The organism is Pseudomonas sp. GW821-FHT05H12 (assembly GCF_059419385.1).
In genome coordinates this window covers 92,606-116,954 of sequence record NZ_JBWKRS010000005.1, presented here as the reverse complement: position 1 = coordinate 116,954, position 24,349 = coordinate 92,606, and the positions used below count along the sequence as shown (strand labels likewise).

At 60.5% G+C, this 24,349-nt stretch carries 23 protein-coding genes; 7 read left to right on the top strand and 16 right to left on the bottom strand.

Features of this window, described 5'->3' with window-relative positions; all coding sequences use genetic code 11:
* Positions 1-98 precede the first annotated feature (98 nt).
* The 3 genes from clpB to rluD all read right to left on the bottom strand — a co-directional run bounded on the left by clpB (position 99) and on the right by rluD (position 4,494).
* On the bottom strand, positions 99-2,663 hold the full coding sequence (gene clpB, locus AC07SU_RS06270; RefSeq protein WP_176995153.1) for an ATP-dependent chaperone ClpB: 2,565 nt from the start codon (positions 2,661-2,663) through the stop codon (positions 99-101).
* Positions 2,664-2,809: 146 nt separating this feature from the next.
* Entirely contained in the window at positions 2,810-3,535 is a 726-nt protein-coding gene (gene pgeF / locus AC07SU_RS06265) for a peptidoglycan editing factor PgeF (RefSeq protein ID WP_176995154.1), read from the bottom strand.
* Positions 3,532-4,494, bottom strand: coding sequence for a 23S rRNA pseudouridine(1911/1915/1917) synthase RluD (gene rluD / locus AC07SU_RS06260; RefSeq protein ID WP_010213248.1), 963 nt, complete (start codon positions 4,492-4,494; stop codon positions 3,532-3,534). The genes pgeF and rluD overlap by 4 nt, the downstream gene beginning before the upstream one ends.
* 149 nt (positions 4,495-4,643) lie before the next feature.
* Here rluD and AC07SU_RS06255 point away from each other — a divergent pair, with 149 nt between their 5' ends.
* Both AC07SU_RS06255 and AC07SU_RS06250 read left to right on the top strand, forming a co-directional pair.
* Positions 4,644-5,669 (top strand): outer membrane protein assembly factor BamD, encoded by a 1,026-nt coding sequence (locus AC07SU_RS06255; protein WP_176995155.1) that lies wholly within the window; start codon positions 4,644-4,646, stop codon positions 5,667-5,669.
* 125 nt (positions 5,670-5,794) lie between these two features.
* Entirely contained in the window at positions 5,795-6,028 is a 234-nt protein-coding gene (locus AC07SU_RS06250; protein ID WP_494996526.1) for a PP0621 family protein, read from the top strand.
* Here the strand turns inward: AC07SU_RS06250 and thiO are convergent.
* The 5 genes from thiO to pilV form a co-directional block, all read right to left on the bottom strand.
* Positions 6,015-7,124, bottom strand: a complete 1,110-nt coding sequence (thiO, locus tag AC07SU_RS06245; RefSeq protein ID WP_176995157.1) for a glycine oxidase ThiO — start codon at positions 7,122-7,124, stop codon at positions 6,015-6,017. The two genes, AC07SU_RS06250 and thiO, sit on opposite strands and share 14 nt — an antisense overlap.
* Before the next feature lie 62 nt (positions 7,125-7,186).
* Positions 7,187-7,588 (bottom strand): type IV pilin protein, encoded by a 402-nt coding sequence (locus AC07SU_RS06240; protein WP_176995158.1) that lies wholly within the window; start codon positions 7,586-7,588, stop codon positions 7,187-7,189.
* An 11-nt stretch (positions 7,589-7,599) separates the two neighbouring features.
* Complete coding sequence (locus AC07SU_RS06235) at positions 7,600-8,130, bottom strand: pilus assembly PilX family protein (RefSeq protein ID WP_494996525.1); 531 nt, start codon at positions 8,128-8,130, stop codon at positions 7,600-7,602.
* 6 nt (positions 8,131-8,136) lie between these two features.
* Positions 8,137-8,844: a PilW family protein gene (locus AC07SU_RS06230; RefSeq protein ID WP_494996524.1), complete on the bottom strand. Its 708-nt coding sequence runs from the start codon at positions 8,842-8,844 to the stop codon at positions 8,137-8,139.
* The gene (pilV, locus tag AC07SU_RS06225; RefSeq protein WP_176995161.1) at positions 8,841-9,326 is read right to left on the bottom strand and encodes a type IV pilus modification protein PilV; all 486 of its coding nucleotides are present in this window, start codon (positions 9,324-9,326) and stop codon (positions 8,841-8,843) included. The genes AC07SU_RS06230 and pilV overlap by 4 nt, the downstream gene beginning before the upstream one ends.
* A 205-nt stretch (positions 9,327-9,531) precedes the next feature.
* Between pilV and AC07SU_RS06220 the strand changes: the two genes are divergently transcribed.
* The gene (locus tag AC07SU_RS06220) at positions 9,532-10,110 is read left to right on the top strand and encodes a GspH/FimT family pseudopilin (RefSeq protein WP_176995162.1); all 579 of its coding nucleotides are present in this window, start codon (positions 9,532-9,534) and stop codon (positions 10,108-10,110) included.
* On the opposite strand, the gene ispH is transcribed toward AC07SU_RS06220, so the two are convergent.
* The 6 genes from ispH to murJ form a co-directional block, all read right to left on the bottom strand.
* Positions 10,064-11,011: a 4-hydroxy-3-methylbut-2-enyl diphosphate reductase gene (gene ispH / locus AC07SU_RS06215; protein ID WP_176995163.1), complete on the bottom strand. Its 948-nt coding sequence runs from the start codon at positions 11,009-11,011 to the stop codon at positions 10,064-10,066. The two genes, AC07SU_RS06220 and ispH, sit on opposite strands and share 47 nt — an antisense overlap.
* 185 nt (positions 11,012-11,196) lie before the next feature.
* Positions 11,197-11,634 (bottom strand): FKBP-type peptidyl-prolyl cis-trans isomerase, encoded by a 438-nt coding sequence (gene fkpB, locus AC07SU_RS06210; RefSeq protein WP_173390393.1) that lies wholly within the window; start codon positions 11,632-11,634, stop codon positions 11,197-11,199.
* Positions 11,635-11,641: 7 nt separating this feature from the next.
* A complete protein-coding gene (gene lspA, locus AC07SU_RS06205) occupies positions 11,642-12,151 on the bottom strand; it encodes a signal peptidase II (protein ID WP_105697447.1) in 510 nt (169 codons plus the stop codon).
* Entirely contained in the window at positions 12,144-14,975 is a 2,832-nt protein-coding gene (gene ileS, locus AC07SU_RS06200) for an isoleucine--tRNA ligase (protein ID WP_176995164.1), read from the bottom strand. The genes lspA and ileS overlap by 8 nt, the downstream gene beginning before the upstream one ends.
* A 14-nt stretch (positions 14,976-14,989) precedes the next feature.
* Positions 14,990-15,928 (bottom strand): bifunctional riboflavin kinase/FAD synthetase, encoded by a 939-nt coding sequence (ribF, locus tag AC07SU_RS06195; protein ID WP_176995165.1) that lies wholly within the window; start codon positions 15,926-15,928, stop codon positions 14,990-14,992.
* A 119-nt stretch (positions 15,929-16,047) separates the two neighbouring features.
* On the bottom strand, positions 16,048-17,586 hold the full coding sequence (gene murJ, locus AC07SU_RS06190; protein ID WP_494996523.1) for a murein biosynthesis integral membrane protein MurJ: 1,539 nt from the start codon (positions 17,584-17,586) through the stop codon (positions 16,048-16,050).
* Positions 17,587-17,840: 254 nt separating this feature from the next.
* Here murJ and rpsT point away from each other — a divergent pair, with 254 nt between their 5' ends.
* On the top strand, positions 17,841-18,119 hold the full coding sequence (gene rpsT, locus AC07SU_RS06185; protein ID WP_003171647.1) for a 30S ribosomal protein S20: 279 nt from the start codon (positions 17,841-17,843) through the stop codon (positions 18,117-18,119).
* A 299-nt stretch (positions 18,120-18,418) separates the two neighbouring features.
* On the opposite strand, the gene AC07SU_RS06180 is transcribed toward rpsT, so the two are convergent.
* Positions 18,419-18,904 carry an FKBP-type peptidyl-prolyl cis-trans isomerase gene (locus AC07SU_RS06180; RefSeq protein WP_176995167.1) on the bottom strand — a complete coding sequence of 162 codons (486 nt, stop codon included), beginning with the start codon at positions 18,902-18,904 and terminating at the stop codon, positions 18,419-18,421.
* Here AC07SU_RS06180 and AC07SU_RS06175 point away from each other — a divergent pair.
* The 3 genes from AC07SU_RS06175 (at position 18,903) to yihG (ending at position 22,272) form a co-directional block, all read left to right on the top strand.
* Positions 18,903-19,193, top strand: coding sequence for a DUF3565 domain-containing protein (locus tag AC07SU_RS06175; RefSeq protein WP_494996573.1), 291 nt, complete (start codon positions 18,903-18,905; stop codon positions 19,191-19,193). The two genes, AC07SU_RS06180 and AC07SU_RS06175, sit on opposite strands and share 2 nt — an antisense overlap.
* A 79-nt stretch (positions 19,194-19,272) precedes the next feature.
* A complete protein-coding gene (gene pta / locus AC07SU_RS06170) occupies positions 19,273-21,372 on the top strand; it encodes a phosphate acetyltransferase (RefSeq protein ID WP_176995168.1) in 2,100 nt (699 codons plus the stop codon).
* Positions 21,373-22,272 carry a 1-acylglycerol-3-phosphate O-acyltransferase, YihG family gene (yihG, locus tag AC07SU_RS06165; RefSeq protein ID WP_176995169.1) on the top strand — a complete coding sequence of 300 codons (900 nt, stop codon included), beginning with the start codon at positions 21,373-21,375 and terminating at the stop codon, positions 22,270-22,272.
* Between the two features lie 176 nt (positions 22,273-22,448).
* Here the strand turns inward: yihG and cysN are convergent, their stop codons facing one another.
* A complete protein-coding gene (gene cysN / locus AC07SU_RS06160) occupies positions 22,449-24,347 on the bottom strand; it encodes a sulfate adenylyltransferase subunit CysN (protein WP_178919180.1) in 1,899 nt (632 codons plus the stop codon).
* Positions 24,348-24,349: the final 2 nt, after the last annotated feature.

The following is a 24,349-nucleotide window of genomic DNA, read 5'->3' as shown; positions in this document are numbered from 1 at the left end:
GGGCGCACTTTACTAGCCTTTTCCTTACAGTTCAACGCCCTATCGAAAAAAAAGGCCCCGCGATGCGGGGCCTCCTTTTACAACGCCACTGACTGGGATTAGTGGAAGACGATTTCGTCGTTTTCCACCGTCGCCTCGACGCTGGTACCCGGCATAAAGCTGCCCGACAAAATCAACTGCGCCAACGGGTTTTCGATCCAGCGCTGAATCGCACGTTTCAGAGGCCGTGCGCCATACACCGGGTCGTAACCCACCGCGATCAGCTTATCCAACGCCTCGCCGCTCAGCACCAGGTCCAGCTCGCGCTCCGCCAGACGGCCACGCAGGCGACCCAGTTGGATCTCGGTAATGCCCGCAATCTGATCCCGCGCCAGAGGCTCGAAGATCACCACTTCATCGACCCGGTTGATAAATTCCGGGCGGAAGTGGCTGGTTAGCGCATCCATGACAGCAGCGCGCTGGCCTTCACGGTCCCCCACCAGTTCCTGGATCTGTGCCGAGCCCAGGTTGGAGGTCATCACGATCACCGTATTACGGAAGTCCACGGTACGCCCGTGGCTGTCCGTCAGGCGGCCATCCTCCAGCACTTGCAGCAAGATGTTGAACACATCCGGGTGTGCCTTCTCGACCTCATCCAGCAAGATCACCGAGTAAGGCTTGCGCCGCACGGCTTCGGTTAGGTAACCGCCTTCTTCGTAACCCACATAGCCTGGTGGTGCGCCGATCAGGCGAGCCACCGAGTGTTTCTCCATGAACTCGGACATGTCGATCCGTACCATGGCCTCTTCCGTATCAAAGAGGAACTCAGCCAAGGCCTTGCACAGCTCAGTCTTACCCACGCCGGTCGGGCCGAGGAACATGAACGAGCCACTTGGGCGGTTCGGGTCGGACAAGCCGGCTCGCGAACGCCGTACCGCGTTGGCCACCGCCACCACGGCCTCTTCCTGGCCGATCACGCGCTGGTGCAACAGGCTTTCCATCTTCAGCAGCTTGTCGCGCTCGCCCTCAAGCATTTTCGACACGGGAATACCGGTCCACTTCGAGACGACCTCGGCGATTTCTTCCTCGGTCACTTTGCTGCGCAGCAACTGGTTTTCACTGTGCCCATGCTGGTCGACCATCTGCAGGCTGCGCTCCAGGTCCGGGATCACCCCGTACTGCAACTCGGCCATGCGGTTCAGGTCGCCTTTACGGCGTGCAGCTTCCAGCTCCTGGCGGGACTGCTCGATTTTCTGCTGGATCTGCGCAGAGCCCTGCACTTCAGCTTTTTCCGAGGTCCAGATTTCTTCCAGGTCCGAATACTCGCGTTCCAGGCGCACGATTTCTTCCTGGAGTTTTTCCAGGCGTTTCTTCGCTGCGTCGTCCTCTTCTTTCTTCAGGGCCTGGGATTCGACTTTCAGTTGAATCAGGCGCCGATCCAGACGGTCGAGCACTTCCGGCTTGGAGTCGATCTCCATGCGGATACGGCTGGCCGCTTCGTCGATCAGGTCGATGGCCTTGTCGGGCAACTGACGGTCAGTGATGTAGCGGTGGCTCAATTTGGCCGCCGCAATGATCGCGCCGTCAGTGATTGCCACCTTGTGGTGGACCTCATACCGCTCTTTCAGGCCACGCAGGATCGCGATGGTGTCTTCTTCGCTCGGCTCTTCCACCAGCACTTTCTGGAAGCGACGCTCAAGGGCCGCGTCCTTTTCAATGTACTGGCGGTACTCGTTGAGCGTCGTGGCGCCCACGCAGTGCAACTCACCCCGTGCCAAGGCAGGCTTGAGCATGTTGCCAGCATCCATGGAGCCCTCGCCTTTACCGGCGCCGACCATGGTATGCAGTTCGTCGATAAACAGAATGATCTGCCCTTCCTGCTTCGACAATTCATTAAGCAGAGATTTGAGGCGCTCTTCGAACTCGCCACGGAACTTGGCGCCGGCAATCAACGAGCCCATGTCCAACGAGAGCAGGCGCTTGCCTTTAAGGCCGTCCGGCACTTCACCATTAATGATGCGCTGGGCCAGGCCTTCGGCAATCGCGGTTTTACCCACGCCAGGCTCACCGATCAGCACTGGGTTGTTCTTGGTGCGACGTTGCAGTACCTGAATGGTGCGACGAATTTCATCGTCACGGCCGATCACCGGGTCGAGCTTGCCCTCTTCGGCGCGCTTGGTCAGGTCGACGGTGTATTTGTCCAGGGCCTGGCGCGACTCCTCATGATTGGGGTCGTTTACCGCGTCACCGCCACGCAGGTTGTTGATGGCGTTTTCCAGGGCTTTCTTGCTCACGCCCTGGCCCAGCAACAATTTGCCGAGCTTGCTGTTCTCGTCCATGGCGGCGAGCAGCACCAGTTCGCTGGAGATGAACTGGTCACCCTTCTGCTGCGCCAAGCGGTCGGCCTGGTTGAGCAGGCGCGCCAATTCCTGCGACATGTTCACGTCGCCGGTCGGGTTTTGGATTTTCGGCAGTTGGTCGAGCTCTTTGCTCAACTCCTTGCGCAGGCTGTTGACGTCAAAGCCCACCTGCATCAGCAAGGGCTTGATAGAACCACCTTGCTGTTCCAGGAGCGCCTGCATCAAGTGCGCAGGCTCAATGGCCGGGTGGTCGAGGCCCACCGCCAAGGATTGAGAGTCAGACAGTGCCAACTGCAATTTGCTGGTTAAACGATCAATACGCATTAGTCACCTTCCTTTTGAGCAGGCCGGAGCTATAAAACATCCTGAATGAAGAAACCTGCCAGATACCCCTATAGATGGGGTGGATTCTGGAAGATTCAAGCGAACGATGGCTGATATGGATCAGGTTTGATTCAGGTCAAGAGAGTCTAGCGTTCAAGCCAGACAAGAGAGGCGAAACGTCCGGTGCGAGGGCTGCGCCGGTAAGAAAAGAAGCGGGGGTCGGTCACCGTGCAGAACCCACCACCATAAACAGCAGTAACACCGCGTGCGGCAAGACGCAGGCGGGCCAGCTGATAGATGTCGGCCATGAACTTGCCCGGGTTGTGGCTGGGCACAAATGCTTCTGCTGTGATCGGCAGTTGCTGCATGAAGGCTTCACGCACTTCCGGGCCGACTTCGAAGGCTTTTGGGCCGATTGCCGGGCCGAGCCAGACCAGAACATCTTCGGGCTCAGCGTCCAGGCGTTCGAAAGCAGCTTCCAGCACACCCGCCGCCAGGCCGCGCCACCCGGCATGCGCCGCCGCTACGCGGGTACCGGCGCGATTGCAAAACAACGCGGGCAGGCAATCGGCAGTCATTGATGTGCAGGCAATGCCTGGAGTGCTGGTCCAACTGGCGTCGGCTTCAGCGGTGCGAGCAGGATCAGCCTCGACCACATTTACGCCGTGAACCTGGCGCAGCCAGGCCGGCTGAATGCCGAAGGCCTCACTGAGACGACGGCGATTCTCAAGGACGGCCTCAAGGTCGTCTTCGACATGATCGCCCAGGTTGAGGCTGTCGAACGGCGCCAGGCTGACGCCGCCCGCCCGGGTGGTGACGCAGGCTTTCACCTGAGCCGGCGCAGGCCAGTCAGGAATCAGCCAGTCACTCATCCGATAAATGCCTCGCGATCCTGCTTGAGCAGCGACAGCAACCAGACCAGATCGTCTGGCAGAGGCGATTCCCAACTCATCCGCTTACCGCTCGTCGGATGATCCAGTTCCAGGAAGCGTGCATGCAGGGCCTGGCGCGGGAAGTTTTTCAGCGAATCAACCATGGTCGCACTGGCCGCAGGCGGAATACGGAAGCGGCCACCGTAGGCCGGATCTCCGACCAACGGGAAGTTGATGTGGGCCATGTGCACGCGAATCTGGTGGGTACGGCCGGTTTCCAGCTTGACCCGCACGTGAGTGTGGGAGCGGAAACGCTCGAGCACGCGGTAGTGGCTGACGGCCTGCTTGCCGCCTTCCATCACCGCCATACGCTGGCGCTGCTGGCCGTGGCGGCCGATAGGGGCATTGATCTTGCCTCCCGCCACCACCACGCCGATCACGATGCACTCGTAGATCCGGCTGACGCTACGACTTTGCAATTGTGTGACCAACTGCGTCTGCGCCTGGATGGTCTTGGCCACCACCATCAAGCCGGTGGTGTCCTTGTCCAGGCGGTGCACGATGCCGCAGCGAGGAACATTGATGATGTCTGGCACATGGTGCAGCAAGGCATTGAGCAAGGTGCCATCAGCGTGCCCAGCTGCCGGGTGAACCACCAGGCCTGCGGGTTTGTTGATGACCAGGATGTCGTCGTCTTCATAGACGATGTCCAGCTCGATGTCCTGGGCGACCCATTCTCCCTGGGCTTCCTGCTCGGCAGTCAGCTCGAGAATCGCACCGCCATGGACTATGTCTCGCGGGCGGATAACCGCTCCATCCACAGTCAGGCGGCCGTCTTTGATCCAGGCGGAAAGGCGCGAGCGCGAGTGCTCAGCGAATAATTGTGCGGCGACTTGATCGAGGCGTTGGCCGCCCAATTCGGACGGCACCTCTGCGCGAAGTTCAATTTTATCGGACATGCTCAGACTAGGCGTGGCACAGCCTTTGGTTTCGGCTGCGCGCTTGTGGTTAAATACGGCGTCTTTTGCCCCGAGGCTTTCAACGGGGCGCTCATCATAACAGGACGGCCCCGCCCAAGACAGCGGCCGTCATAGGGACGCAAGCCGCCATGCAAGTGAAACACCTGCTGCTGATCGCCATCCTCGCCATGACTGCTGCTTGCTCGTCAACAAAGGAAGTCGTCGACGAAAACCTGAGCGAAGTCGAGCTGTACCAACTAGCTCAGAAAGACTTGGACAATAATAGCTACACCAGCGCCACAGCCAAGCTGAAGGCCCTGGAGTCGCGCTATCCGTTCGGACGCTACGCCGACCAGGCCCAGCTCGAGCTGATCTACGCCAACTACAAGAACGCCGAGCCGGAAGCTGCCAAGTCCGCCGCCGAGCGCTTCATTCGCCTGCACCCGCAGCACCCGAACGTGGACTACGCCTACTACATGAAGGGCCTGACCTCGTTCGACCAGGACGTTGGCCTGCTGGCGCGCTTCCTGCCGCTGGACATGACCAAGCGTGACCCGGGTGCTGCCCGCGACTCCTACAACGAGTTCGCCCAGCTGACCAGCCGCTACCCGAATAGCCGCTACGCGCCAGACGCCAAGCAGCGCATGATCTACCTGCGCAACCTGCTGGCTTCCTACGAAATTCACGTAGCCCACTACTACCTGACCCGTCAGGCTTATGTAGCCGCCGCCAACCGTGGCCGTTATGTAGTGGAAAACTTCCAGGAAACCCCTTCCGTGGGTGATGGCCTGGCCGTGATGACCGAGGCTTACCAGCGCCTGCACCTGGACGCCCTGGCGGCCACCAGCCTGGAAACCCTGAAACTCAACTACCCGGACCATCCAAGCCTGAAAGACGGCCAGTTCGTGCCTCAGGTTGCCGAGGCGGACAACCGCTCGTGGTTGAGCAAGTACACCCTGGGTCTGATCGAGTCCCGTCCACCGCTGCCGCCGGGCGAAACCCGCGCCAACCAGGACGTGATGAAGCAATTCCAGGACGCCAAGGACGCGATCCCTTCGGACCTCAAGCCGCATGATGAAAATGGCGACGTGATTGAAGAAGAGACACCGCAGGCTCTGGGCAATAACCAGGACCGCTCGTGGTTCAGCTACATGACCTTCGGTGTGTTCGACTGATACGTCGACGCAACGCAAAAGGGAGCCCCTCGGGGCTCCCTTTTTTATGGGCGAGCATTATTGCGCTGTGCGCCTGCCACGTCCTTGGCTAAACTGGCGCATTCCCTGTCGAGAAACTGCCCATCATGGTTCGTCTACTGTTCTGGATTGCCGTTATTGCTGCCGCGGTTTGGTTCTGGCGCAAATTCAAAAGCCCGGCCGCCAAACAGCAAAGGACCAGCGAGCCCGACGCAGCCCTGATGGTGCGCTGCGCCCACTGCGGCGTGCACCTGCCGCAGGACCGCGCCCTAAGCTCACGCCAGGAGTGGTACTGCACCCAGGCGCATCTTGAGCAAGGCCCGAAGTCTATCCAGCGTTGAGTCGGCCTTCTGGCGCATAAGGCGCCGGATCAATGATCGGTGCTCGGTCCAGCAACAAATCAGCAAACAGCTGGCAGGATGCAGGGGCAAGCACCAGCCCATTGCGGTAATGCCCGCAGTTGAGCCAAAGCCCGTCAAAACCGGGCACCTTTCCGATGTAAGGAATGCCTTCGGGTGAGCCAGGACGCAATCCGGCCCAATGCCCTACCACTTCGGCATCCGCCAGCGCGGGAATCAGCTCAACCGCCGAGGCCTTGAGGCTTTCCAAGGCCACGTCAGTCGGGGTCTTGTCGAACCCCTCATGCTCCAGCGTACTGCCGATCAAGATGTGCCCGTCACGCCGCGGGATCGCATAACGCCCCTTGGCCAGGACCATGCTCGACAGGAAGTCCGAGGCGCACTTGTACAGGATCATCTGGCCTTTGACCGGTTCCACGGGCAGAGACAGGCCCAGCTTGCCCAGCAACTTGCCGCTCCAAGCCCCTGCAGCCAGCACGACCTGATCGCCAAGAATAGGCCCCACCGCCGTTTCCACCCCCACGACCTTGTCGCCGTTCAGGACAAACCCCGCCACTTCGCACTGTTCATGAACCGTGACACCGGGCAGCGCCAACAACGCCGCCTTCAGGGATTTGACCAGCCGCGGGTTCCGAACATTGGCCACGTCAGCCATGTAGATCGCCTGGGAGTAACCGCTACCCAGTACCGGAACCGCGTCATGGGCCGCCGACACATCCACCTTGCTCAATGGCCGGCCTTCTCGGGCCGCCCACGCGAGAGCGTCGGCTTCATCCTCCAAGTCGAGCCAGTACAAACCTGTGGTGTGAACTTCGGGGTCAATGCCGGTGGCGGCAAACAATCGTTGCGCCAATTGTGGATAAAAGTCCTGGGACCAATGAGCCAAGGCCGTCACTGCCGGGCTATAGCGCCACGGATACAGCGGCGAAACAATGCCGCCCCCCGCCCAGGAGGATTCCTGCCCAAGCCCTGAGCGCTCCAGCAAGACCACCGCCTGCCCTTGACTGGCAAGGTTGAACGCCGTCAACAACCCGATCACCCCGCCACCGACAATCACCACTTGTTGCTGCTTAGCCATCATATGATCCAGACGATAAAAAGGGAAAAGCGCCCCTGGCGCCCACGCATGCAGCACGCTCATCATTGCCCCCAGCACGCTTTGCGCGATTGCTCGGATGCAGCACCAGGGTTGCTTCGTTCACCCGTACTGGTCAGCTGAAACGCTGCACAGGGGTCGCCCGCCATGACAGAGTCGGCGGCGGGTGTGGCTACCAGGCTGAAATCCTGAGGGTTCAGTGCAGCGGTGATTCTATAGCGATCGTTGCCCGCACTGATGCCGCTTGCATCAATAAAAGTGCCGTTCCTCGTATAAAACCGCTCCAGGGACTGGGCCTGCTCAGTGAGTAGCGCAACGATTTCTGCGCGATAGACCTTTTTTATATGCCGGGTGTACCCGGGGTAAGCGATAGCAGCCAACAACGCGATGATCGTCACCGCCACCAGTAACTCGAACAGGGTAAACCCTCGGCAATCCTTGCCCATTAAAACGCTCCTTATTGAAGTTGCCGCCACAAAATTCGTTGAAAGCGCGGGCCAGCGCCTTCATCCACCCGAGCAAACACCGACTCCAGCACCGAGCGCGACTGGCCACTGAACCCCACGGCCGTCACTCGGAACAGCACCGCAGGCGTTTGAGGCGGCAAATGCGCCAGCCCCACGCCCGCCCCTATTGATTGAACGCCATAAAGCCCCCCTTTCATTGCCACCCAGGAGACTTCTGAAAGCGGATTCGTGCCTGCTCCCATCACAGAGGCTGACTCGCTCGGCGGCGCACAGGTGATGATCGAGTGACACACCGGCAGCGCGTCTCCTGCACGCTGGACAATCGACTCCCCCACCCTCAGGCCGCTTTCAGCACTTTGAAACGATTGATTGCTGTGCCAGGCACTCCCCGCCATCTTTTGCTGGGACACTGCCCCCTGCATCGATGACAAACCGAGCAAGGACAGCAACAGTAAAAACACCAGGCTGATCAGCAACACCATGCCCGCCTGTCGTGAATGAAAACCCGCACTCAGCGTCATGGCGCCCTACCCCAATCGATTACGCAGCGCCGCCACGACGCTGTAGGTTTGATCCTTCACGCGCCCCGTCGGGTCGCGCAGCGTCATGAGAATCCGCACGCTGCGTATCAGCGATTCGTCCGCCGGGTTGGCGTCGTATCGTTCCACCTGTGTCGAGTCCTGCCGGGCTGCCAGGCCGAAACTGATATCGAACGCCTGCACGTTATCCACAAGCACCGCCTTGGCCGGCGCCGCAGGTGAGCTGATCTTCAATTGGGCAGCCTCAAACGTGTAGGTCAGCTGGCGTATGGCAAATCGGATCTGGCCAGGTGCCGGAGGTGGCGAACTTCCCGCATAGGCTTGCGCGGCGCCCGTACAGTCGGAGAGAACCGTCCAGTCGGGCTTACCACCCTCCGCACCAAAATCGGCAGCGACAACGGTTAGTGACCTTGCCCCGCCCTCTGCGCTCCAGCCGATAGGACGGTCAAATGCAGGCGGTGCGTTATCGATAAAGGCCGGCGCCAGACAGCCAAACATGCCGGCAAGGCGAATGTCCTGGAGGATCTTGCCAAAGGCAAACCGAGCATCGTCCTGCAGCACCATCGCTGCCTGCTGGCTGGCGTGGGTGGCTCGCGCACTGATAGCCACCTGGCCTACCCCCAGCACCAGCACCAAGCCGACGGCCAAGGCCATCAACAGCTCCACCAGACTGAACCCCCTGACCAAGCACCTCATTGCTCCACCTGCGCTTCATTGCCGATGCGACTGGTCAAGGTGAAGGTCTCACGGGCGCCCGAGCGATTCGCCCCCCTGCTGTCATCCCAGGTGATGCTGACGGTCACTTCATTGGCACTGATCGCCACCGTGCCTTTGGCACCCTTGCCGGCAAAGCCAAGAATATTGGCTTCGAAATCGTGTAGGTCCACATCACGCACGCTAGTGGTAGCGATGCTCGCCACCGAGTGTTTGCCCTGCTCCCATGAATAATCGACACCGGCGTTTGCACGAATCCGGTCGAGCATGTCGTAGGCGATGAAACTGGCCTGGCTGGTCATCCTTGAGCTGTCGGTGTACTTGAGCGCATTGAGCTGCATGACCGCAGCCCCCAGCAGGCCGATGGCAAGGATCAGGACGGCCACTAGTACCTCTATCAAGGTCATGCCGGTTTGGTACCGAGGTAAAGCACTTGGAAGCAGTAGGTTATGGAAGGCAAACATTACCGTCGTCGTCCGTGTCGAAGGCCAAGAAACGCAGGTAACTCCTGCTGTACGGCCCAAGACTAGCGCCGGTTTTTAGCGGGCGCTGCAACCGGAACAAAGGGAAATACTTTGGACATAAAGGCCATCACTCGACACCCAATGGCCAGGGCTATACCTACCCTTTCAACGTGAAACGCTTACCCCGCCCATGGAGGGACGGCACATGACCCAACGCGGCTTTACCCTGATCGAACTGCTGCTCAGCCTGGTCCTGAGCGGCATCCTTGCGCATCTCGCGGTCCCCAGCTTCAAGGGTTTGCTTGAATCGCAAAAGCTGCAAAGCGCGGCGCAGTCCCTGGCCGCAGGGTTGCGCTATGCGCGCACCGAGGCCATTTCACGCAATCGCGCGGTGATCATTCATGCACGGGATGATGACTGGAGTCGGGGCTGGCGGGTGATTCTGGATATCAGCGGGCGCGGGCATCTGGACGATGACAATCCGGTGCTGCTGGAGCAGCAGGACGATGGTCGAGTACCCATCGTGGGAAATGGCCCGGTCAAGAACCAGGTCCGCTTCAGTGGGCTGGGCGAACCGGTATTTTCGGGCGGAGGGTTTCGAGCCGGGACTGTGCATGTGTGCGCCACAGACCGGGCGCACAGCGTGCATCAGGTGGTGCTTGCGCCCAGCGGGCGCATCAGCCTGCGCAGCGAGGCCGCCGAGCAGGCATTGTGCCGCAGTGACGGCACCCTGGCACTCAGAGCAGCGAACGAACCCGCAGCTCCTTGGGCATCGAGAAGGTGATGTTCTCCTCTCGGCCGGCCAACTCATCGGCACCGGTAGCTCCCCACGCATGCAACTGCTGGATCACACCACGCACCAGCACTTCCGGCGCCGAAGCGCCTGCGGTGATACCGATACGCTCGACGCCGTCGAACCAGCTGCGTTGCAGGTCTTCGGCACCGTCGATCAGGTACGCGGGTGTTGCCATGCGCTCGGCCAATTCACGCAGGCGGTTGGAGTTGGAGCTGTTGGGGCTGCCAACCACCAGGACCACATCGCATTCATTGGCCAGTTGCTTGACAGCGTCCTGGCGGTTTTGCGTGGCGTAGCAGATGTCGTCCTTGCGCGGCCCACCAATCGCCGGGAAACGACTGCGCAGCGCGTCGATTACACGGCTGGTGTCATCCATGGACAAGGTGGTCTGAGTGACAAATGCCAGGCGCTCAGGGTTGTGCACTTGCAGGTTGGCGACGTCTTTTTCGTCTTCCACCAAGTAGATCGCGCCGCCATTGCTGGCGTCGTACTGGCCCATGGTGCCTTCGACTTCCGGGTGCCCGGCGTGGCCGATCAGGATGCACTCACGGCCATCACGGCTATAGCGGGCAACCTCGATGTGCACCTTGGTCACCAGCGGGCAGGTGGCATCGAAGACTTTCAGGCCACGGCCTGCGGCTTCGGTACGCACGGCCTGGGAAACACCGTGGGCACTGAAGATAACGATCACGTCGTCCGGTACCTGGTCCAGTTCTTCGACAAAGATGGCGCCGCGTGCGCGCAAGTCTTCAACCACGAATTTGTTGTGGACGACTTCATGGCGCACATAGATCGGCGGCCCGAAGACTTCCAGGGCGCGGTTGACGATTTCGATCGCCCGGTCCACGCCGGCGCAGAAGCCACGGGGGTTGGCGAGTTTGATTTGCATGCTGTGCCTCGTGTCTTGCTGGGCAAGAAGTTGGATCAACTCAGCTCTATAAGAGTAAGCCTTTGTGGGAGCCGGGCTTGCCCGCGATGCAGACGACTCGGTTTATCAGGTACACCGAGGTGATGCAATCGCAGGCAAGCCAGCTCCCACACAAGCCCGACACCCACAGGCGCTGGTTTCGTCAATCAGATCGCTTTAACGTCGATGATTTCAACATCAAAGGTCAAGGTTTTACCGGCCAACGGGTGGTTGAAGTCGATGGTCACTTGCGCGTCATCGAAGGTTTTCACCACGCCAGGCAGTTCGGTGTTCGCCGCATCGTTGAAGATCACCAACAAGCCCTCCGACAGGTCCATGTCCTGGAACTGCGAGCGCGGGATGATCTGCACGTTCTGCGGATTCGGCTGGCCAAAGGCGTTTTCCGGCAGGATCTGCAGGGTGCGCTTGTCGCCAGCCTTGAAACCGAACAGGGCCGCTTCGAAACCCGGCAGCAGGTTGCCATCGCCGACCTTGAAGGTCGCCGGGGCTTTGTCGAACGTGCTGTCGACCGTGTCGCCGTTTTCCAGGCGCAGTGCGAAATGCAAAGTGACTTCCGTGTTCTGGCCGATGCGTTGCTCAGCCAATACCTGATCAGTCATTGACGGTCTCTCCGGTTTTCTTACTTTTGAACATATCCAACGCCAGCATGATTGCACCGACGGTGATGGCGCTGTCGGCAAAGTTGAACGCCGGGAAGTACCAGCGGTTCTGCCAATGCACCAGAATGAAATCGATCACATGGCCCAGGGCGATGCGGTCATACAGGTTGCCCAACGCGCCGCCCAGCACCAGGGCCAGCGCGATAGCCAGCCAGGTATCATCGCGACCCAGGCGCTTGAGCCACACCACCAGCACTGCACTGACCACGACGGCGATCAGTGCAAACAGCCAGCGCTGCCAGCCGGAGCTGTCAGCCAGGAAGCTGAAGGCAGCGCCGGTGTTGTAGGCCAGGGTCCAGCTGAAGTAGTCGGGAATGACCACGATCTGCTGATACATCTGCAAGGCGCCTTCGAAATGAACCTTGCTGACCTGGTCGATGACCAGGACCAGCACGCTCAGTACGAGCCAACCCAGACGTCCAAAACGACTGGCTTTAGGCATAGTGGCGAACCTCGCCGGTACCCGAGATGTTGTCGACGCAACGACCGCAGATTTCCGGATGCTCAGGGTTCACGCCGACGTCTTCACGGCAGTGCCAGCAACGGGCGCACTTGGCGAAAGCCGACTTGACCACTTTGAGCTTGAGGCCCGGTACTTCGGTGGCCACGGCGTCTGCCGGTGCCTGGGCAAACGGCGCCAGGCTGGCGGTCGAAGTGATCAGTACGAAGCGCAGTTCGTTGCTCAGCTTGGCCAGGTCGGCGGTCAGGCCTTCCTCGGCAAACAGGGTGACTTCGGCTTGCAGGTTGCCACCGACGGCCTTGGCCGCACGCTGCACTTCCAGCTCCTTGTTCACCGCGACCTTGACGGCCATCACGCCTTCCCAGTACTCGCGGCCCAATTCGAAGTCGGCCGGCAGTTCGGTCAGGCCTTCGTACCAGGTGTTGAGCATCACGGACTCGTTGCGCTCGCCCGGCAGGTATTCCCACAGTTCGTCGGCGGTGAAGGCCAGGATCGGCGCGATCCAGCGCACCAGCGCTTCAGAGATGTGGAACAGCGCGGTCTGCGCCGAACGGCGCGCCTTGCTGTTGGCGCCGGTGGTGTACTGGCGGTCCTTGATGATGTCGAGGTAGAAGCCGCCCAACTCCTGCACGCAGAAGTTGTGGATCTTCGAGTACACGTTCCAGAAGCGATATTCACCGTAGTTTTCCTGCAGCTCGCGTTGCAGCAACAGGGTACGGTCGACGGCCCAACGGTCGAGGGCAAGCATGTCCTCGGCCGGCAGGATGTCGGTGGCCGGGTTGAAACCGGTCAGGTTCGACAGCAGGAAGCGTGCGGTATTGCGGATACGGCGGTAGGCATCGGCGCTGCGTGCCAGGATCTGATCCGACACGGCGATCTCGCCCGAGTAGTCGGTCGACGCTACCCACAGACGCATGATGTCGGCGCCCAGGGTGTCGTTGATCTTTTTCGGTTCGATCACGTTTTTCAGCGACTTGGACATCTTGCGACCCGTCTCGTCGACGGTGAAGCCGTGAGTCAGCAGTTCGCGGTACGGCGCGTGGTTGTCGATGGCGCAACCGGTGAGCAACGACGAGTGGAACCAGCCACGGTGTTGGTCCGAGCCTTCCAGGTACAGGTCGGCACGCGGGCCGGTCTCGTGGCCCATCGGGTGCGAGCCGCGCAGGACGTGCCAGTGCGTGGTGCCCGAGTCGAACCAGACGTCGAGGGTGTCGCTGATCTTGTCGTACTGCGGCGCTTCGTCGCCCAGCAGTTCGGCAGCGTCCAGCTTGAACCAGGCTTCGATGCCTTCCTGCTCAACGCGCTGGGCAACGATTTCCATCAGTTCGACGGTACGTGGGTGCAGCTCGCCGCTTTCCTTGTTCAGGAAGAACGGGATCGGCACGCCCCAGTTACGCTGGCGGGAGATGCACCAGTCGGGACGGTTGGCGATCATCGAGTGCAGGCGCGCCTGGCCCCAGGCCGGAACGAACCTGGTGTCTTCGATGGCTTTGAGCGAGCGTACACGCAGGGTGTCGCCGCTGGTGGGCTCTTTGTCCATCCCGATGAACCACTGCGCAGTCGCGCGGTAGATCAGCGGAGTCTTGTGGCGCCAGCAATGCATGTAGCTGTGCTGGATGGTGGCGGTTTGCATCAGCGCACCGACTTCACGCAGTTTTTCGATGATCGGCTGATCGGCCTTGAAGATGAACTGGCCGCCGAAGAACTCCAGCGACGGCACGTACACGCCGTTGCTTTGCACCGGGTTGATGATGTCATCGTTGACCAGGCCGTACTTCTTGCAGATCACAAAGTCGTCCACGCCATAGGCGGGCGAGCAGTGAACGATGCCAGTACCCGAACCCAGTTCGACGTAGTCAGCCAGGTACACCGGCGACAGACGGTCGTAGAACGGGTGACGGAAGTTGATCAGTTCCAGCGCAGAGCCGGTGGTGGTGGCGATGACCGAACCTTGCAGCTCGTAACGGGCCAGGCAGGCTTCAACCATTTCCTCGGCCAGCACCAGCAGGCGATCACCGACATCCACCAGGGCGTAGGTGAATTCCGGGTGCACGTTCAGCGCCTGGTTGGCAGGGATGGTCCACGGGGTGGTGGTCCAGATCACGATGGCCGCAGGCTTGCTCAGGCTCGCCAGGCCAAAGGCCTCGGCCAGCTTGGTGTCGTCGGCGATCGGGAAGGCCACGTCGATGGTCGAGGACTTCTTGTCTTCGTACTCGACTTCCGCTTCGGCCAGGGCCGAACCGCAGTCGAAGCACCAGTTCACGGGCTTGAGGCCCTTGAACACGAAACCGCCCTTGACGATTTCGGCCAAGGCACGGATTTCACCGGCCTCGTTCTTGAAGTTCATGGTCTTGTACGGGTTGTCCCACTCGCCCAGCACACCCAGGCGGATGAACTCGGACTTCTGGCCTTCGATCTGCTCGGTGGCGTAGGCACGGCACAGTTCGCGGGTTTTATCCGCGCCCAGGTTCTTGCCGTAGGTCACTTCGACCTTGTGCTCGATCGGCAGGCCGTGGCAATCCCAGCCCGGCACGTACGGCGCATCGAAGCCCGACAGGGTTTTCGAACGCAGGATCATGTCCTTGAGGATTTTGTTCAGCGCATGACCGATGTGAATCGTGCCGTTGGCATAAGGAGGGCCGTCGTGCAGGACGAATTTCGGACGATCCTTGCCAATTTCGCGCAACTTTCCGTACAGGCCAATACTGTCCCAGCGCTGCAGGATCTGCGGTTCGCGCTGTGGCAGGCCGGCCTTCATTGGGAAGGCGGTGTCCGGAAGGTTTAGCGTGGCTTTATAGTCGGTCATTTAAGGCTCTTCGGTTAGCGATGGGCGCTAGGTGCGGCTAGTGCACGGGCGGCGGCGACATCCGCATTGATCGCCGTTTTCAACGCCTCAAGGGAGGCGAAACGCTGCTCTTCACGCAGCTTCTGGTGGAAAACCACCGTCAAACGCCGGTCATACAGATCACCGGCAAAATCCAAAAGGTGAACTTCCAGGTGGGCCTTGCCATCACCTGCAACCGTGGGCCTGACGCCTATGTTGGCGACTCCCGGCCACGATTGACCGTCGATGTCGACGCTCACCAGGTAAACCCCGGTGAGCGGCACACGACGGCGCTTGAGTTGCACGTTGGCGGTTGGCGTGCCCAGTTGGCGCGCCAGCTTCTGGCCGTGCAGTACCCGCCCGGCAATGCGGAACGGGCGACCGAGCAAGCGCTCGGCCAAGGCGAAGTCGGCAGCGGCCAGGGCGTTACGCACCTGGGTACTGCTCACGCGCAGGCCGTCCAGTTCGACGGTTTGCGCGGCTTCGACGGTAAACCCCTGGCTGACGCCCGCCTGTTGCAGGAAATCGAAATCTCCCACACGGTCGCAACCAAAGCGGAAGTCGTCGCCGACCTCCAGGTGCTGTACGCCCAGGCCGTCCACCAGGATACGGTCAACGAACTCGGCGGCGCTGAGGCTTTGCAAACGTTGGTTGAAGGCCAGGCAGAGGACGCGGTCCACGCCTTCTTCGGCCAGCAATTGCAGCTTGTCCCGCAACCGGGCCAGGCGTGCCGGCGCCGTCTCAGGACTGAAATATTCCCGCGGCTGTGGCTCAAAAATCACCACGCAGCTGGGCACGCCCAACTCGACCGCCCGCTCACGCAGCCGGGCCAGGATAGCCTGGTGGCCACGGTGAACACCGTCAAAGTTGCCAATAGTGGCGACGCAGCCCCGATGCTGGGGGCGCAGGTTGTGGAGACCTCGAACCAGCTGCATAACGCGCTTCTTGCTCATAAAGTGGTCGATTATAACCACACCCGGGCCCGGACGACAGGCAACAGAACAGGCCAAATGGATCGAATCGATAAAACAACCGTTTTATCGCGGCAAAGTCTCTATCCCAGGGACTTTCGATTGAAATCCCGCAGACGGAAGCCCTGCAACAGCAACATCCCGAAGTACACCACCACGCCAGCCACCACCAATACGCCAAGACGCAGGAAGCGTTCCAGCATATGGCCTTCATCCCAGGCGGGCATGAAGTGCATCAAGCCAAGCAACACAGCCGACATCGCCGACACCGCTACCAGCAGCTTAAGGGCAAACAGGCCCCAGCCCGGCTGCGGCTGGAACATCTGCTGCTTGCGCAGTTGGTAGAACAGCAGGCCGGCGTTGATGCACGCCCCGGCACTGATGGCCAACGCCAGGCCGGCATGGGCCAACGGGCCGATGAACACCAGATTGAGCAGTTGGGTGACGATCAGCGTGAATACCGCGATTTTCACTGGGGTACGGATGTTTTGCTGGGCATAGAAGCCCGGCGCCAGAACCTTGATTACGATGATACCGAGCAGACCCACGGAATAGGCGATCAGCGCACGCTGGGTCATGGAGGCGTCGAACGCACTGAATTGACCGTACTGGAACAGCGAGACGGTCAACGGCTCGGCCAGGATACCCAAAGCCAGAGAGCACGGCAGCACCAGCACAAAGCACAGGCGCAGGCCCCAATCGAGGATACGTGAGTACTCCTGGCGGTCTTTGCTGGCATAGGTACGCGACAGCGTCGGCAGCAAAATTGTACCCAGCGCCACGCCCAGCACGCCCGATGGCAACTCCATCAGGCGGTCGGCGTAATACATCCACGACACCGAGCCCGAGACCAGCAGCGAGGCGAATGCGGTGTTGATGATCAGGGAAATCTGACTCACCGACACCCCGAGGATCGCCGGCAGCATGTTGCGCATCACGCGCCACACCCCGGTGTCCTTGAGGTTCAGGCGCGGCAGCACAAGCATGCCGATCTTCTTGAGGTGCGGCAGTTGGTAGAGCAGTTGCGCCAGGCCGCCAGCCAGTACGGCCCAACCCAGGGCCATCACCGGCGGGTCAAAGTACGGCGTGAGGAACAGCGCGAAGATGATCATGCTGACGTTCAACAGGGTCGGCACAAACGCCGGCACCGAGAAGCGGTTCCAGGTGTTGAGGATCGCGCCGGCCAGGGACGACAGGGAGATCAGCAATATATAAGGAAAGGTCACGCGCAGCAGGTCGGTGGTCAGCGCGAATTTTTCCGGCGTATTGGCAAAACCGGGGGCCGTGGCCCAGATCACCCAAGGGGCGGCGAGCATGCCGACGACAGTCACCAGCATCAGCACCAGGGTCAGCAAGCCCGAAACGTAGGCAATAAAGGTGCGAGTGGCCTCCTCGCCCTGCTGGGTCTTGTATTCGGCCAGGATCGGCACGAACGCTTGGGAAAACGCGCCTTCGGCGAAGATCCTTCGCAACAGGTTGGGCAATTTAAAGGCGATGAAGAAGGCATCCGTGGCCATGCTGGCGCCAAAAATACGCGCCAGCAGGGTGTCACGTACAAACCCCAATACCCGGGAGATCATCGTGATAGAGCTGACGGCGGCCAACGATTTGAGGAGGTTCATTGAAAGAGTTTGCGCCTATTAGATAAACAGCAGGCGAACAACGCGCCCACTTATGCGATACTGCGCGCCTGCAACAGCACAGAGCCAAAGCTCGCGAGTTTACAGGTCAAGCGCCGGAAATAAATCACCCGCCTCTTCAGATCGACCACTCAGCAGTTCGCATCAGCCGCCCTTGACAACCCATCAAGTCATCGGCATGATTCGCGGCCTATTTTGTTTGCTATTTCCTAAAAAGTCTTTCGAGGAGCTCGACGGTGGCCAACACACCTTCCGCCAAAAAACGTGCAAAACAGGCTGAGAAGCGTCGCAGCCACAACGCCAGCCTGCGTTCCATGGTTCGTACCTACATCAAGAATGTAGTTAAAGCCATCGACACCAAAGACGCTGAAAAAGCTCAAGCAGCTTACGTTCTGGCTGTGCCTGTTATCGACCGTATGGCCGATAAAGGCATCATCCACAAGAACAAGGCCGCTCGTCATAAGAGCCGCCTGAATGGCCACATCAAGGCTCTGAACGTCGCTGCAGCAGCCTAAGTGGTAACAACTGCCACGTAACCCAGGTTGCGTAACAGTTAAGAAATGCCCCGTACCGAAAGGTCCGGGGCATTTTTGTTTGTGCCTGAAATATGGTTTGCACGACTCAAAAATGTGCGAGCGAGCGTGTGTGGGAGCGGGCTTGCCCGCGATGGCGGTGGGCCAGTAATCCATATCAAGCTGATCCACCGCTATAGCAGGCAAGCCAGCTCCCACATTTTTTGACCGCATACATTCTCAGGCACAAAAAAAGCCCCGAACAAGTCGGGGCTTTTTGCTACCGATTGATCAAACCACAATCAATGGTGGTGACCACCTTCACCGTGGACGTGGCCGTGAGCCACTTCTTCCTGGGAAGCGTCGCGGATGGCAACGATCTTCACTTTGAAGTTCAGGCGCTGGCCAGCCAGAGGGTGGTTGCCGTCGACGGTCACGTCGTCGCCGTCCAGGTCACGGATGGTGACGATCTGCATTTGGCCGTCTGGCGCGGAAGCATGGAATTGCATGCCCACTTCCAGCTCGTCGACGCCTTCGAACATGCTGCGGCTCAGGGTGCTGACCAGTTCGGCCGAGTACTCGCCATAGGCATCTTCAGGTTCTACGGCAACGGTCAGCTCATCACCGACGTTCTTGCCTTCCAGCGCCTTTTCCAGGCCTGGGATGATGTTACCTGCGCCTTGCAGGTAGACCAGCGGCGCGCCGCCGGCGGAGCTGTCGATGACCTCACCAGCGTCGTTGGTCAGGGTATAGTCGATGGAGACAGCCTTGTTAGCGGCGATCGTCATGGGGCGAGACCTTTTGCATAAGAATGAAGAACGGACAAGTCTAAACAAGGATTTGCCCGAAAGCGAACAGAACCCGGACAGACGGGGCCGATCGACGGCATCCTTCATCATCGGGTTCCACTTGGACGACGACCAGCACTGGGTGGCCGAGCTGTCCTGCGGCCATACCCAGCACCTGCGCCACCAGCCGCCCTGGCAGTCCCGCGCCTGGGTGCTCGAGCCGGCGCAACGCCTTGAAAAAATAGGTCAGCCCTTTGCGTGCGGCTGGTGTGCGCAAGCACGCGAATAACGATAACCTTGACGCCTGATCAGCGGTAGGCACTCAGCCATAGGGCGCCACCGAAGCCATGCACCTCCAGAGAATTCGCATGCAGACTTTTTTTATCGCGCCCACCGATTTTGGTGTGGGTCTGACCTCCATCAGCCTTGGGCTGGTGCGTACCCTTGAACGAGCCGGGCTGAAAGTCGGCTTCTTCAAGCCGATTGCCCAACCGCATCCGGGCGACACTGGCCCTGAACGCTCCACCGAGCTGGTGGCGCGCACCCACGGCCTCAAACCGCCGCAACCGCTAGGCCTGGCGCACGTAGAGCGCATGCTCGGCGACGGCCAGCTCGACGAGTTGCTCGAAGAAATCATCACCCTGTACCAGCAAGCCGCCGTGGGCAAGGACGTGTTGATCGTCGAAGGCATGGTACCCACCCGCAGCGCCAGCTATGCGGCGCGGGTCAACCTGCACCTGGCCAAGAGCCTCGACGCGGAAGTGATCCTGGTCTCCGCGCCGGAAAACGAAGTGCTCACCGAACTCTCCGGCCGCGTGGAATTGCAGGCCCAGCTGTTTGGTGGCCCGAAAGATCCGAAAGTGCTGGGCGTGATCCTCAACAAGGTACGCACCGACGAAAGCATGGAAGTGTTCTCGGCCCGTCTGAAGGAACACTCGCCGTTGCTGCGCAGCGGCGATTTCCGCCTGCTGGGCTGCATCCCCTACCAGCCGGAACTCAACGCACCGCGCACCCGCGACGTGGCTGACCTGATGGGTGCGCAGATCCTCAACGCCGGCGACTACGAAAGCCGGCGCATGACCAAGATCATCATTTGCGCGCGCACCATGCGTAACACCGTGGAGCTGCTCAAGCCCGGCGTCTTGGTGGTAACCCCCGGCGATCGCGACGACATCATCCTCGCCGTCAGCCTGGCCGCCATCAACGGCGTGCCCCTGGCCGGCCTGCTGCTGACCAGCGACACCCTGCCCGACCCGCGCATCATGGACCTGTGCCGTGGCGCGTTCCAGGCGGGACTGCCGGTGCTGTCGGTGAGCACCGGCTCCTACGACACCGCCAACCAGCTCAACAGCCTGAACAAAGAAATCCCCATCGACGACCGCGAACGCGCCGAGATCATCACCGACTTCGTCGCCAGCCACCTCGATGCGCGCTGGCTGCACCAACGCTGCGGCACACCACGGGAAATGCGGCTGTCGCCCGCCGTGTTCCGCTACCAGTTGATCCAGCGCGCCCAGGCTGCCAACAAACGCATCGTGCTGCCCGAAGGCAGCGAGCCACTCACCGTACAAGCCGCCGCCATCTGCCAGGCGCGTGGCATCGCCCGCTGCGTGTTGCTGGCCAAGCCTGCCGATGTAGAAGCGGTGGCCCGCGCCCAAGGCATCGAACTGCCCGAAGGCCTGGAGATTCTCGACCCGGACCTGATTCGCCAGCGCTACGTCGAACCGATGGTGGCCCTGCGCAAGAGCAAGAGCCTCAACGCGCCGATGGCCGAGCAACAACTGGAAGACACTGTGGTGATCGCCACCATGATGCTCGCGCTGGATGAAGTGGACGGCCTGGTCTCCGGCGTCATTCACTCCACGGCCAACACCATCCGCCCTGCCCTGCAGCTGATCAAGACGGCGCCGGGCTGCACGCTGGTATCGTCAGTGTTCTTCATGCTGTTCCCCGAGCAGGTGCTGGTGTACGGCGACTGCGTGATGAACCCGCACCCAAGCGCGGCTGAGTTGGCAGAGATTGCCTTGCAAAGCGCCGACTCGGCGGCGGCGTTCGGCATCACCCCGCGCGTGGCGATGATCAGCTATTCCAGCGGCGATTCGGCCAGCGGTGAGGAAGTTGAGAAAGTCCGCGAAGCCACGCTGCTCGCCCACGAACAACAAAGCTCACTGCTGATCGACGGCCCGTTGCAGTACGACGCCGCCGCCAACGAAACCGTGGCCCGGCAACTGGCCCCCAACAGCCAGGTCGCCGGCAAGGCCACGGTGTTCGTGTTCCCCGACCTCAACACCGGCAACACCACGCACAAGGCCGTGCAGCGCAGCGCCGATTGCGTAAGCCTGGGGCCGATGCTCCAGGGCCTGCGCAAACCGGTCAACGACCTGCCACGCGGCGCTCAGGTAGACGACATCGTGTACACCATCGCGCTGACTGCGATCCAAGCCGCCAACCGACCTATGGATATCTAAATGCTGGATTTTCTACCTGCCGCCGTGCGCGGGGTGATCGCCTCGCTGTTGTTGGCGCTGAACACGATCCTGCTGTGTTCGTTCCTGTTTATCGTCGCGCTGTTCAAGGCCTTGCCGTTTGCCAAGCGCTTCAGCGAATGGCTGATGAACCACACCCACGAAGCCTGGGTGACCAACAACAAGGGCTGGATGAACCTGGTGCGGCGCACGCGCTGGCACGTGACCGGCCTGGAGGGGTTGGACTACCAGCACTCGTATCTGGTGACCAGCAACCACCAGAGCTGGGTGGACATCATGGTGTTGCAATACGTGCTCAATCGGCGGATTCGCCCACTCAAGTTCTTCCTCAAGCAGGAACTGATCTGGGTGCCGGTGATTGGCCTGGCGTGGTGGGCACTGGGTTTTCCATTCATGAAGCGCTACACCAAAGCCTACCTGGAGAAACACCCGGAGAAGAAAGGCAAGGACCTGGAAACCACCCGCAAAACCTGTGCGAAGTTTCGCGACAACCCGGTGGGCATTTTCAACTTTGCCGAAGGTACGCGGTTCACAACGGGTAAGCATGCACAGCAGAAGTCGCCGTTCCGTTACCTGCTCAAGCCTAAAGCTGGCGGTATCGCGTTTGTGCTGGATGCCATGGGTGAACAGTTGAAGTCACTGGTCAACGTGACCATTCACTACCCGGCCGGTCGCCCTGGGTATTGGGATTTGCTCTGCGGAAATGTGAAGGACGTGGTGGTGCAGTTTGAAGAGGTGCAGATCCCGGCCGCGTTCATTGGCAAGAATTATGAGCAGGATGGGGAGTATCGGACGGCGTTTCAGGGGTGGATCAACCAACTGTGGGAAGACAAAGACCAACTGCTGGAAAAACTGCACACACAATTCCCAGGCAAACACTGATCAAAATTGTGGGAGCTGGCTTGCCTGCGATAGCAGTGGGTCAGCTACACATGTATCAACTGGCAGGCAGCTATCGCAGGCAAGCCAGCTCCCACATTGACCGAGTGCACATTTGAGAAAATGTAAAAAGCCCGCCACCGAGTGATCGGTGGCGGGCTTTTTTGTACGCGTGACGCTTAGATCGCGCCGCGTTTGCGCAACAGCTCCAGCACTTGCTTGACGCTCTCTTCCAACGACAGGGCCTGGGTGTCGATCACCAGATCGGCATTCAACGGCACGTCGTACGGGAAGGACTCGCCCGGGATGTTATCCCCACCCGCAGCGTAAAGGCCTTGCGGATCACGCTCGGCGCACACCAGCGGCGACGCTTGCACGTAAACGGTCAGCAGACGGTCGCCGCCGATCAGCGCCTTGGCCTGTTCGCGGCCTTCGGCATCCGGTGCAACAAACGCGGCCAAGGTCAGCAAGCCGGCTTCGTTGAACTGACGCGCCACGTGAGCGGCACGACGCCAGTTCTCGGTGCGGCCGGCACGGTCCTGCGGCAAGCCCTTGTTCAGGTCGTGACGCAGGTTCTGGCCGTCCAGCACGAACACCGCACGGCCCATGTCGAACAGCTTGCGCTCGACGGCATACGCCAGGGTGCTCTTGCCAGCGCCCGACAGGCCGCTGAACAACACGGTGGCCGGTTGCTGGCCGAAGCGCAGTGCACGCTCCTCGGTGGCTACATGGGCCAACTTGCCGTGCTGCGCCGCGCCGCCATGGCTCACCGGTGGCGCGATGATCATGCCCGCTGCCACGGTGCCGTTGGTCAAACGGTCGATGACGATGAACGCACCGGTGGTGCGGTTGCTGTCGTAACCATCCAGGGCGATGGCGGCATCGAGGCTGACCTTGACCCGGCCAATCTCGTTTAACTGCAAGGAGCTCGCCGGGCCTTCGGCCAGGGTGTTCACGTCCACGCGGTGCACGATGCTGGTGATGGAGCCCGGCACGTAGCTGGTGGCGCGCTTGATGTCGTATTTCTTGCCGGGCAGCATCGGTTCTTCGGCCATCCACACCAGCATGGCGTCGAAAGCGTCAGTCACTTGCGGCACGTTGTCGGCGTGTACCAACAGGTCGCCACGGGAGATGTCGATCTCGTCTTCCATGGTCAGGGTTACGGCCTGGCCCGGGCCTGCGTGCTCCAGTTCACCCTCAAAGGTGACGATGGATTTGACGCGGCTGCTCTTGCCCGAGGGCAGCACCACCACTTCGTCGCCCTTGTGCACGATGCCGCTGGCCAGGGTGCCGGCGAAACCGCGGAAGTTCAGGTTCGGACGGTTGACGTACTGCACCGGGAAACGCAGGTCGGTGTAGTTGCGGTCGTTGGCGATCTCGACGGTCTCGAGGATCTCCATCAGCGACTGGCCGGTGTACCAGGGCGAACGCTCGCTCTTGTTCACCACGTTATCGCCCTTGAGCGCCGACATCGGCACGAAGGCCAGGGTGCTTGGCTTGAACGCGATACCGTCGGCAAACTTCAGGTAATCAGCCTTGATCGACTCGAACACGTTCTGATCAAAGCCATTAATGTCCATCTTGTTGACGGCCACCACGATGTGCTTGATGCCCAGCAACGAGGCGATAAAGCTGTGGCGACGGGTCTGGGTCTGCACGCCGTAGCGGGCGTCGATCAGGATGATCGCCAGGTCACAGGTGGAGGCACCGGTGGCCATGTTGCGGGTGTACTGCTCATGGCCGGGGGTGTCGGCGATGATGAATTTGCGCTTGGCGGTAGAGAAGTAGCGGTACGCCACATCGATTGTGATGCCCTGCTCGCGCTCGGCTTGCAGGCCGTCGACCAGCAACGCCAGGTCGATGTCGTCACCGGTGGTGCCGACTTTCTTCGAATCGCGGGTGATGGCTTCCAGGTGATCTTCGTAGATCATCTTGGAGTCGTGCAGCAGGCGCCCGATCAGGGTGCTCTTGCCGTCGTCGACGTTGCCGCAGGTCAGGAAGCGCAACATTTCCTTGCGCTCGTGCTGGCCCAGGTAGGCGAGGATGTCCTCGCTGATCAAATCAGATACGTGCGACATGA

What these genes read in the sequence shown, in the direction of transcription:
- AC07SU_RS06180 (WP_176995167.1), bottom strand. Translation starts at nt 18,904, where the DNA reads ATGACGATCGCCGCTAACAAGGCTGTCTCCATCGACTATACCCTGACC.
- cysN (WP_178919180.1), bottom strand. Translation starts at nt 24,347, where the DNA reads ATGTCGCACGTATCTGATTTGATCAGCGAGGACATCCTCGCCTACCTG.
- AC07SU_RS06175 (WP_494996573.1), top strand. Translation starts at nt 18,903, where the DNA reads ATGGGGCGAGACCTTTTGCATAAGAATGAAGAACGGACAAGTCTAAAC.
- pgeF (WP_176995154.1), bottom strand. Translation starts at nt 3,535, where the DNA reads ATGAGTGACTGGCTGATTCCTGACTGGCCTGCGCCGGCTCAGGTGAAA.
- pilV (WP_176995161.1), bottom strand. Translation starts at nt 9,326, where the DNA reads ATGTTTGCCTTCCATAACCTACTGCTTCCAAGTGCTTTACCTCGGTAC.
- rluD (WP_010213248.1), bottom strand. Translation starts at nt 4,494, where the DNA reads ATGTCCGATAAAATTGAACTTCGCGCAGAGGTGCCGTCCGAATTGGGC.
- AC07SU_RS06250 (WP_494996526.1), top strand. Translation starts at nt 5,795, where the DNA reads ATGGTTCGTCTACTGTTCTGGATTGCCGTTATTGCTGCCGCGGTTTGG.
- ispH (WP_176995163.1), bottom strand. Translation starts at nt 11,011, where the DNA reads ATGCAAATCAAACTCGCCAACCCCCGTGGCTTCTGCGCCGGCGTGGAC.
- ileS (WP_176995164.1), bottom strand. Translation starts at nt 14,975, where the DNA reads ATGACCGACTATAAAGCCACGCTAAACCTTCCGGACACCGCCTTCCCA.
- murJ (WP_494996523.1), bottom strand. Translation starts at nt 17,586, where the DNA reads ATGAACCTCCTCAAATCGTTGGCCGCCGTCAGCTCTATCACGATGATC.
- clpB (WP_176995153.1), bottom strand. Translation starts at nt 2,663, where the DNA reads ATGCGTATTGATCGTTTAACCAGCAAATTGCAGTTGGCACTGTCTGAC.
- yihG (WP_176995169.1), top strand. Translation starts at nt 21,373, where the DNA reads ATGCTGGATTTTCTACCTGCCGCCGTGCGCGGGGTGATCGCCTCGCTG.
- ribF (WP_176995165.1), bottom strand. Translation starts at nt 15,928, where the DNA reads ATGCAGCTGGTTCGAGGTCTCCACAACCTGCGCCCCCAGCATCGGGGC.
- pta (WP_176995168.1), top strand. Translation starts at nt 19,273, where the DNA reads ATGCAGACTTTTTTTATCGCGCCCACCGATTTTGGTGTGGGTCTGACC.
- AC07SU_RS06235 (WP_494996525.1), bottom strand. Translation starts at nt 8,130, where the DNA reads ATGACGCTGAGTGCGGGTTTTCATTCACGACAGGCGGGCATGGTGTTG.
- AC07SU_RS06240 (WP_176995158.1), bottom strand. Translation starts at nt 7,588, where the DNA reads ATGGGCAAGGATTGCCGAGGGTTTACCCTGTTCGAGTTACTGGTGGCG.
- lspA (WP_105697447.1), bottom strand. Translation starts at nt 12,151, where the DNA reads ATGCCTAAAGCCAGTCGTTTTGGACGTCTGGGTTGGCTCGTACTGAGC.
- AC07SU_RS06230 (WP_494996524.1), bottom strand. Translation starts at nt 8,844, where the DNA reads ATGAGGTGCTTGGTCAGGGGGTTCAGTCTGGTGGAGCTGTTGATGGCC.
- thiO (WP_176995157.1), bottom strand. Translation starts at nt 7,124, where the DNA reads ATGGCTAAGCAGCAACAAGTGGTGATTGTCGGTGGCGGGGTGATCGGG.
- AC07SU_RS06255 (WP_176995155.1), top strand. Translation starts at nt 4,644, where the DNA reads ATGCAAGTGAAACACCTGCTGCTGATCGCCATCCTCGCCATGACTGCT.
- AC07SU_RS06220 (WP_176995162.1), top strand. Translation starts at nt 9,532, where the DNA reads ATGACCCAACGCGGCTTTACCCTGATCGAACTGCTGCTCAGCCTGGTC.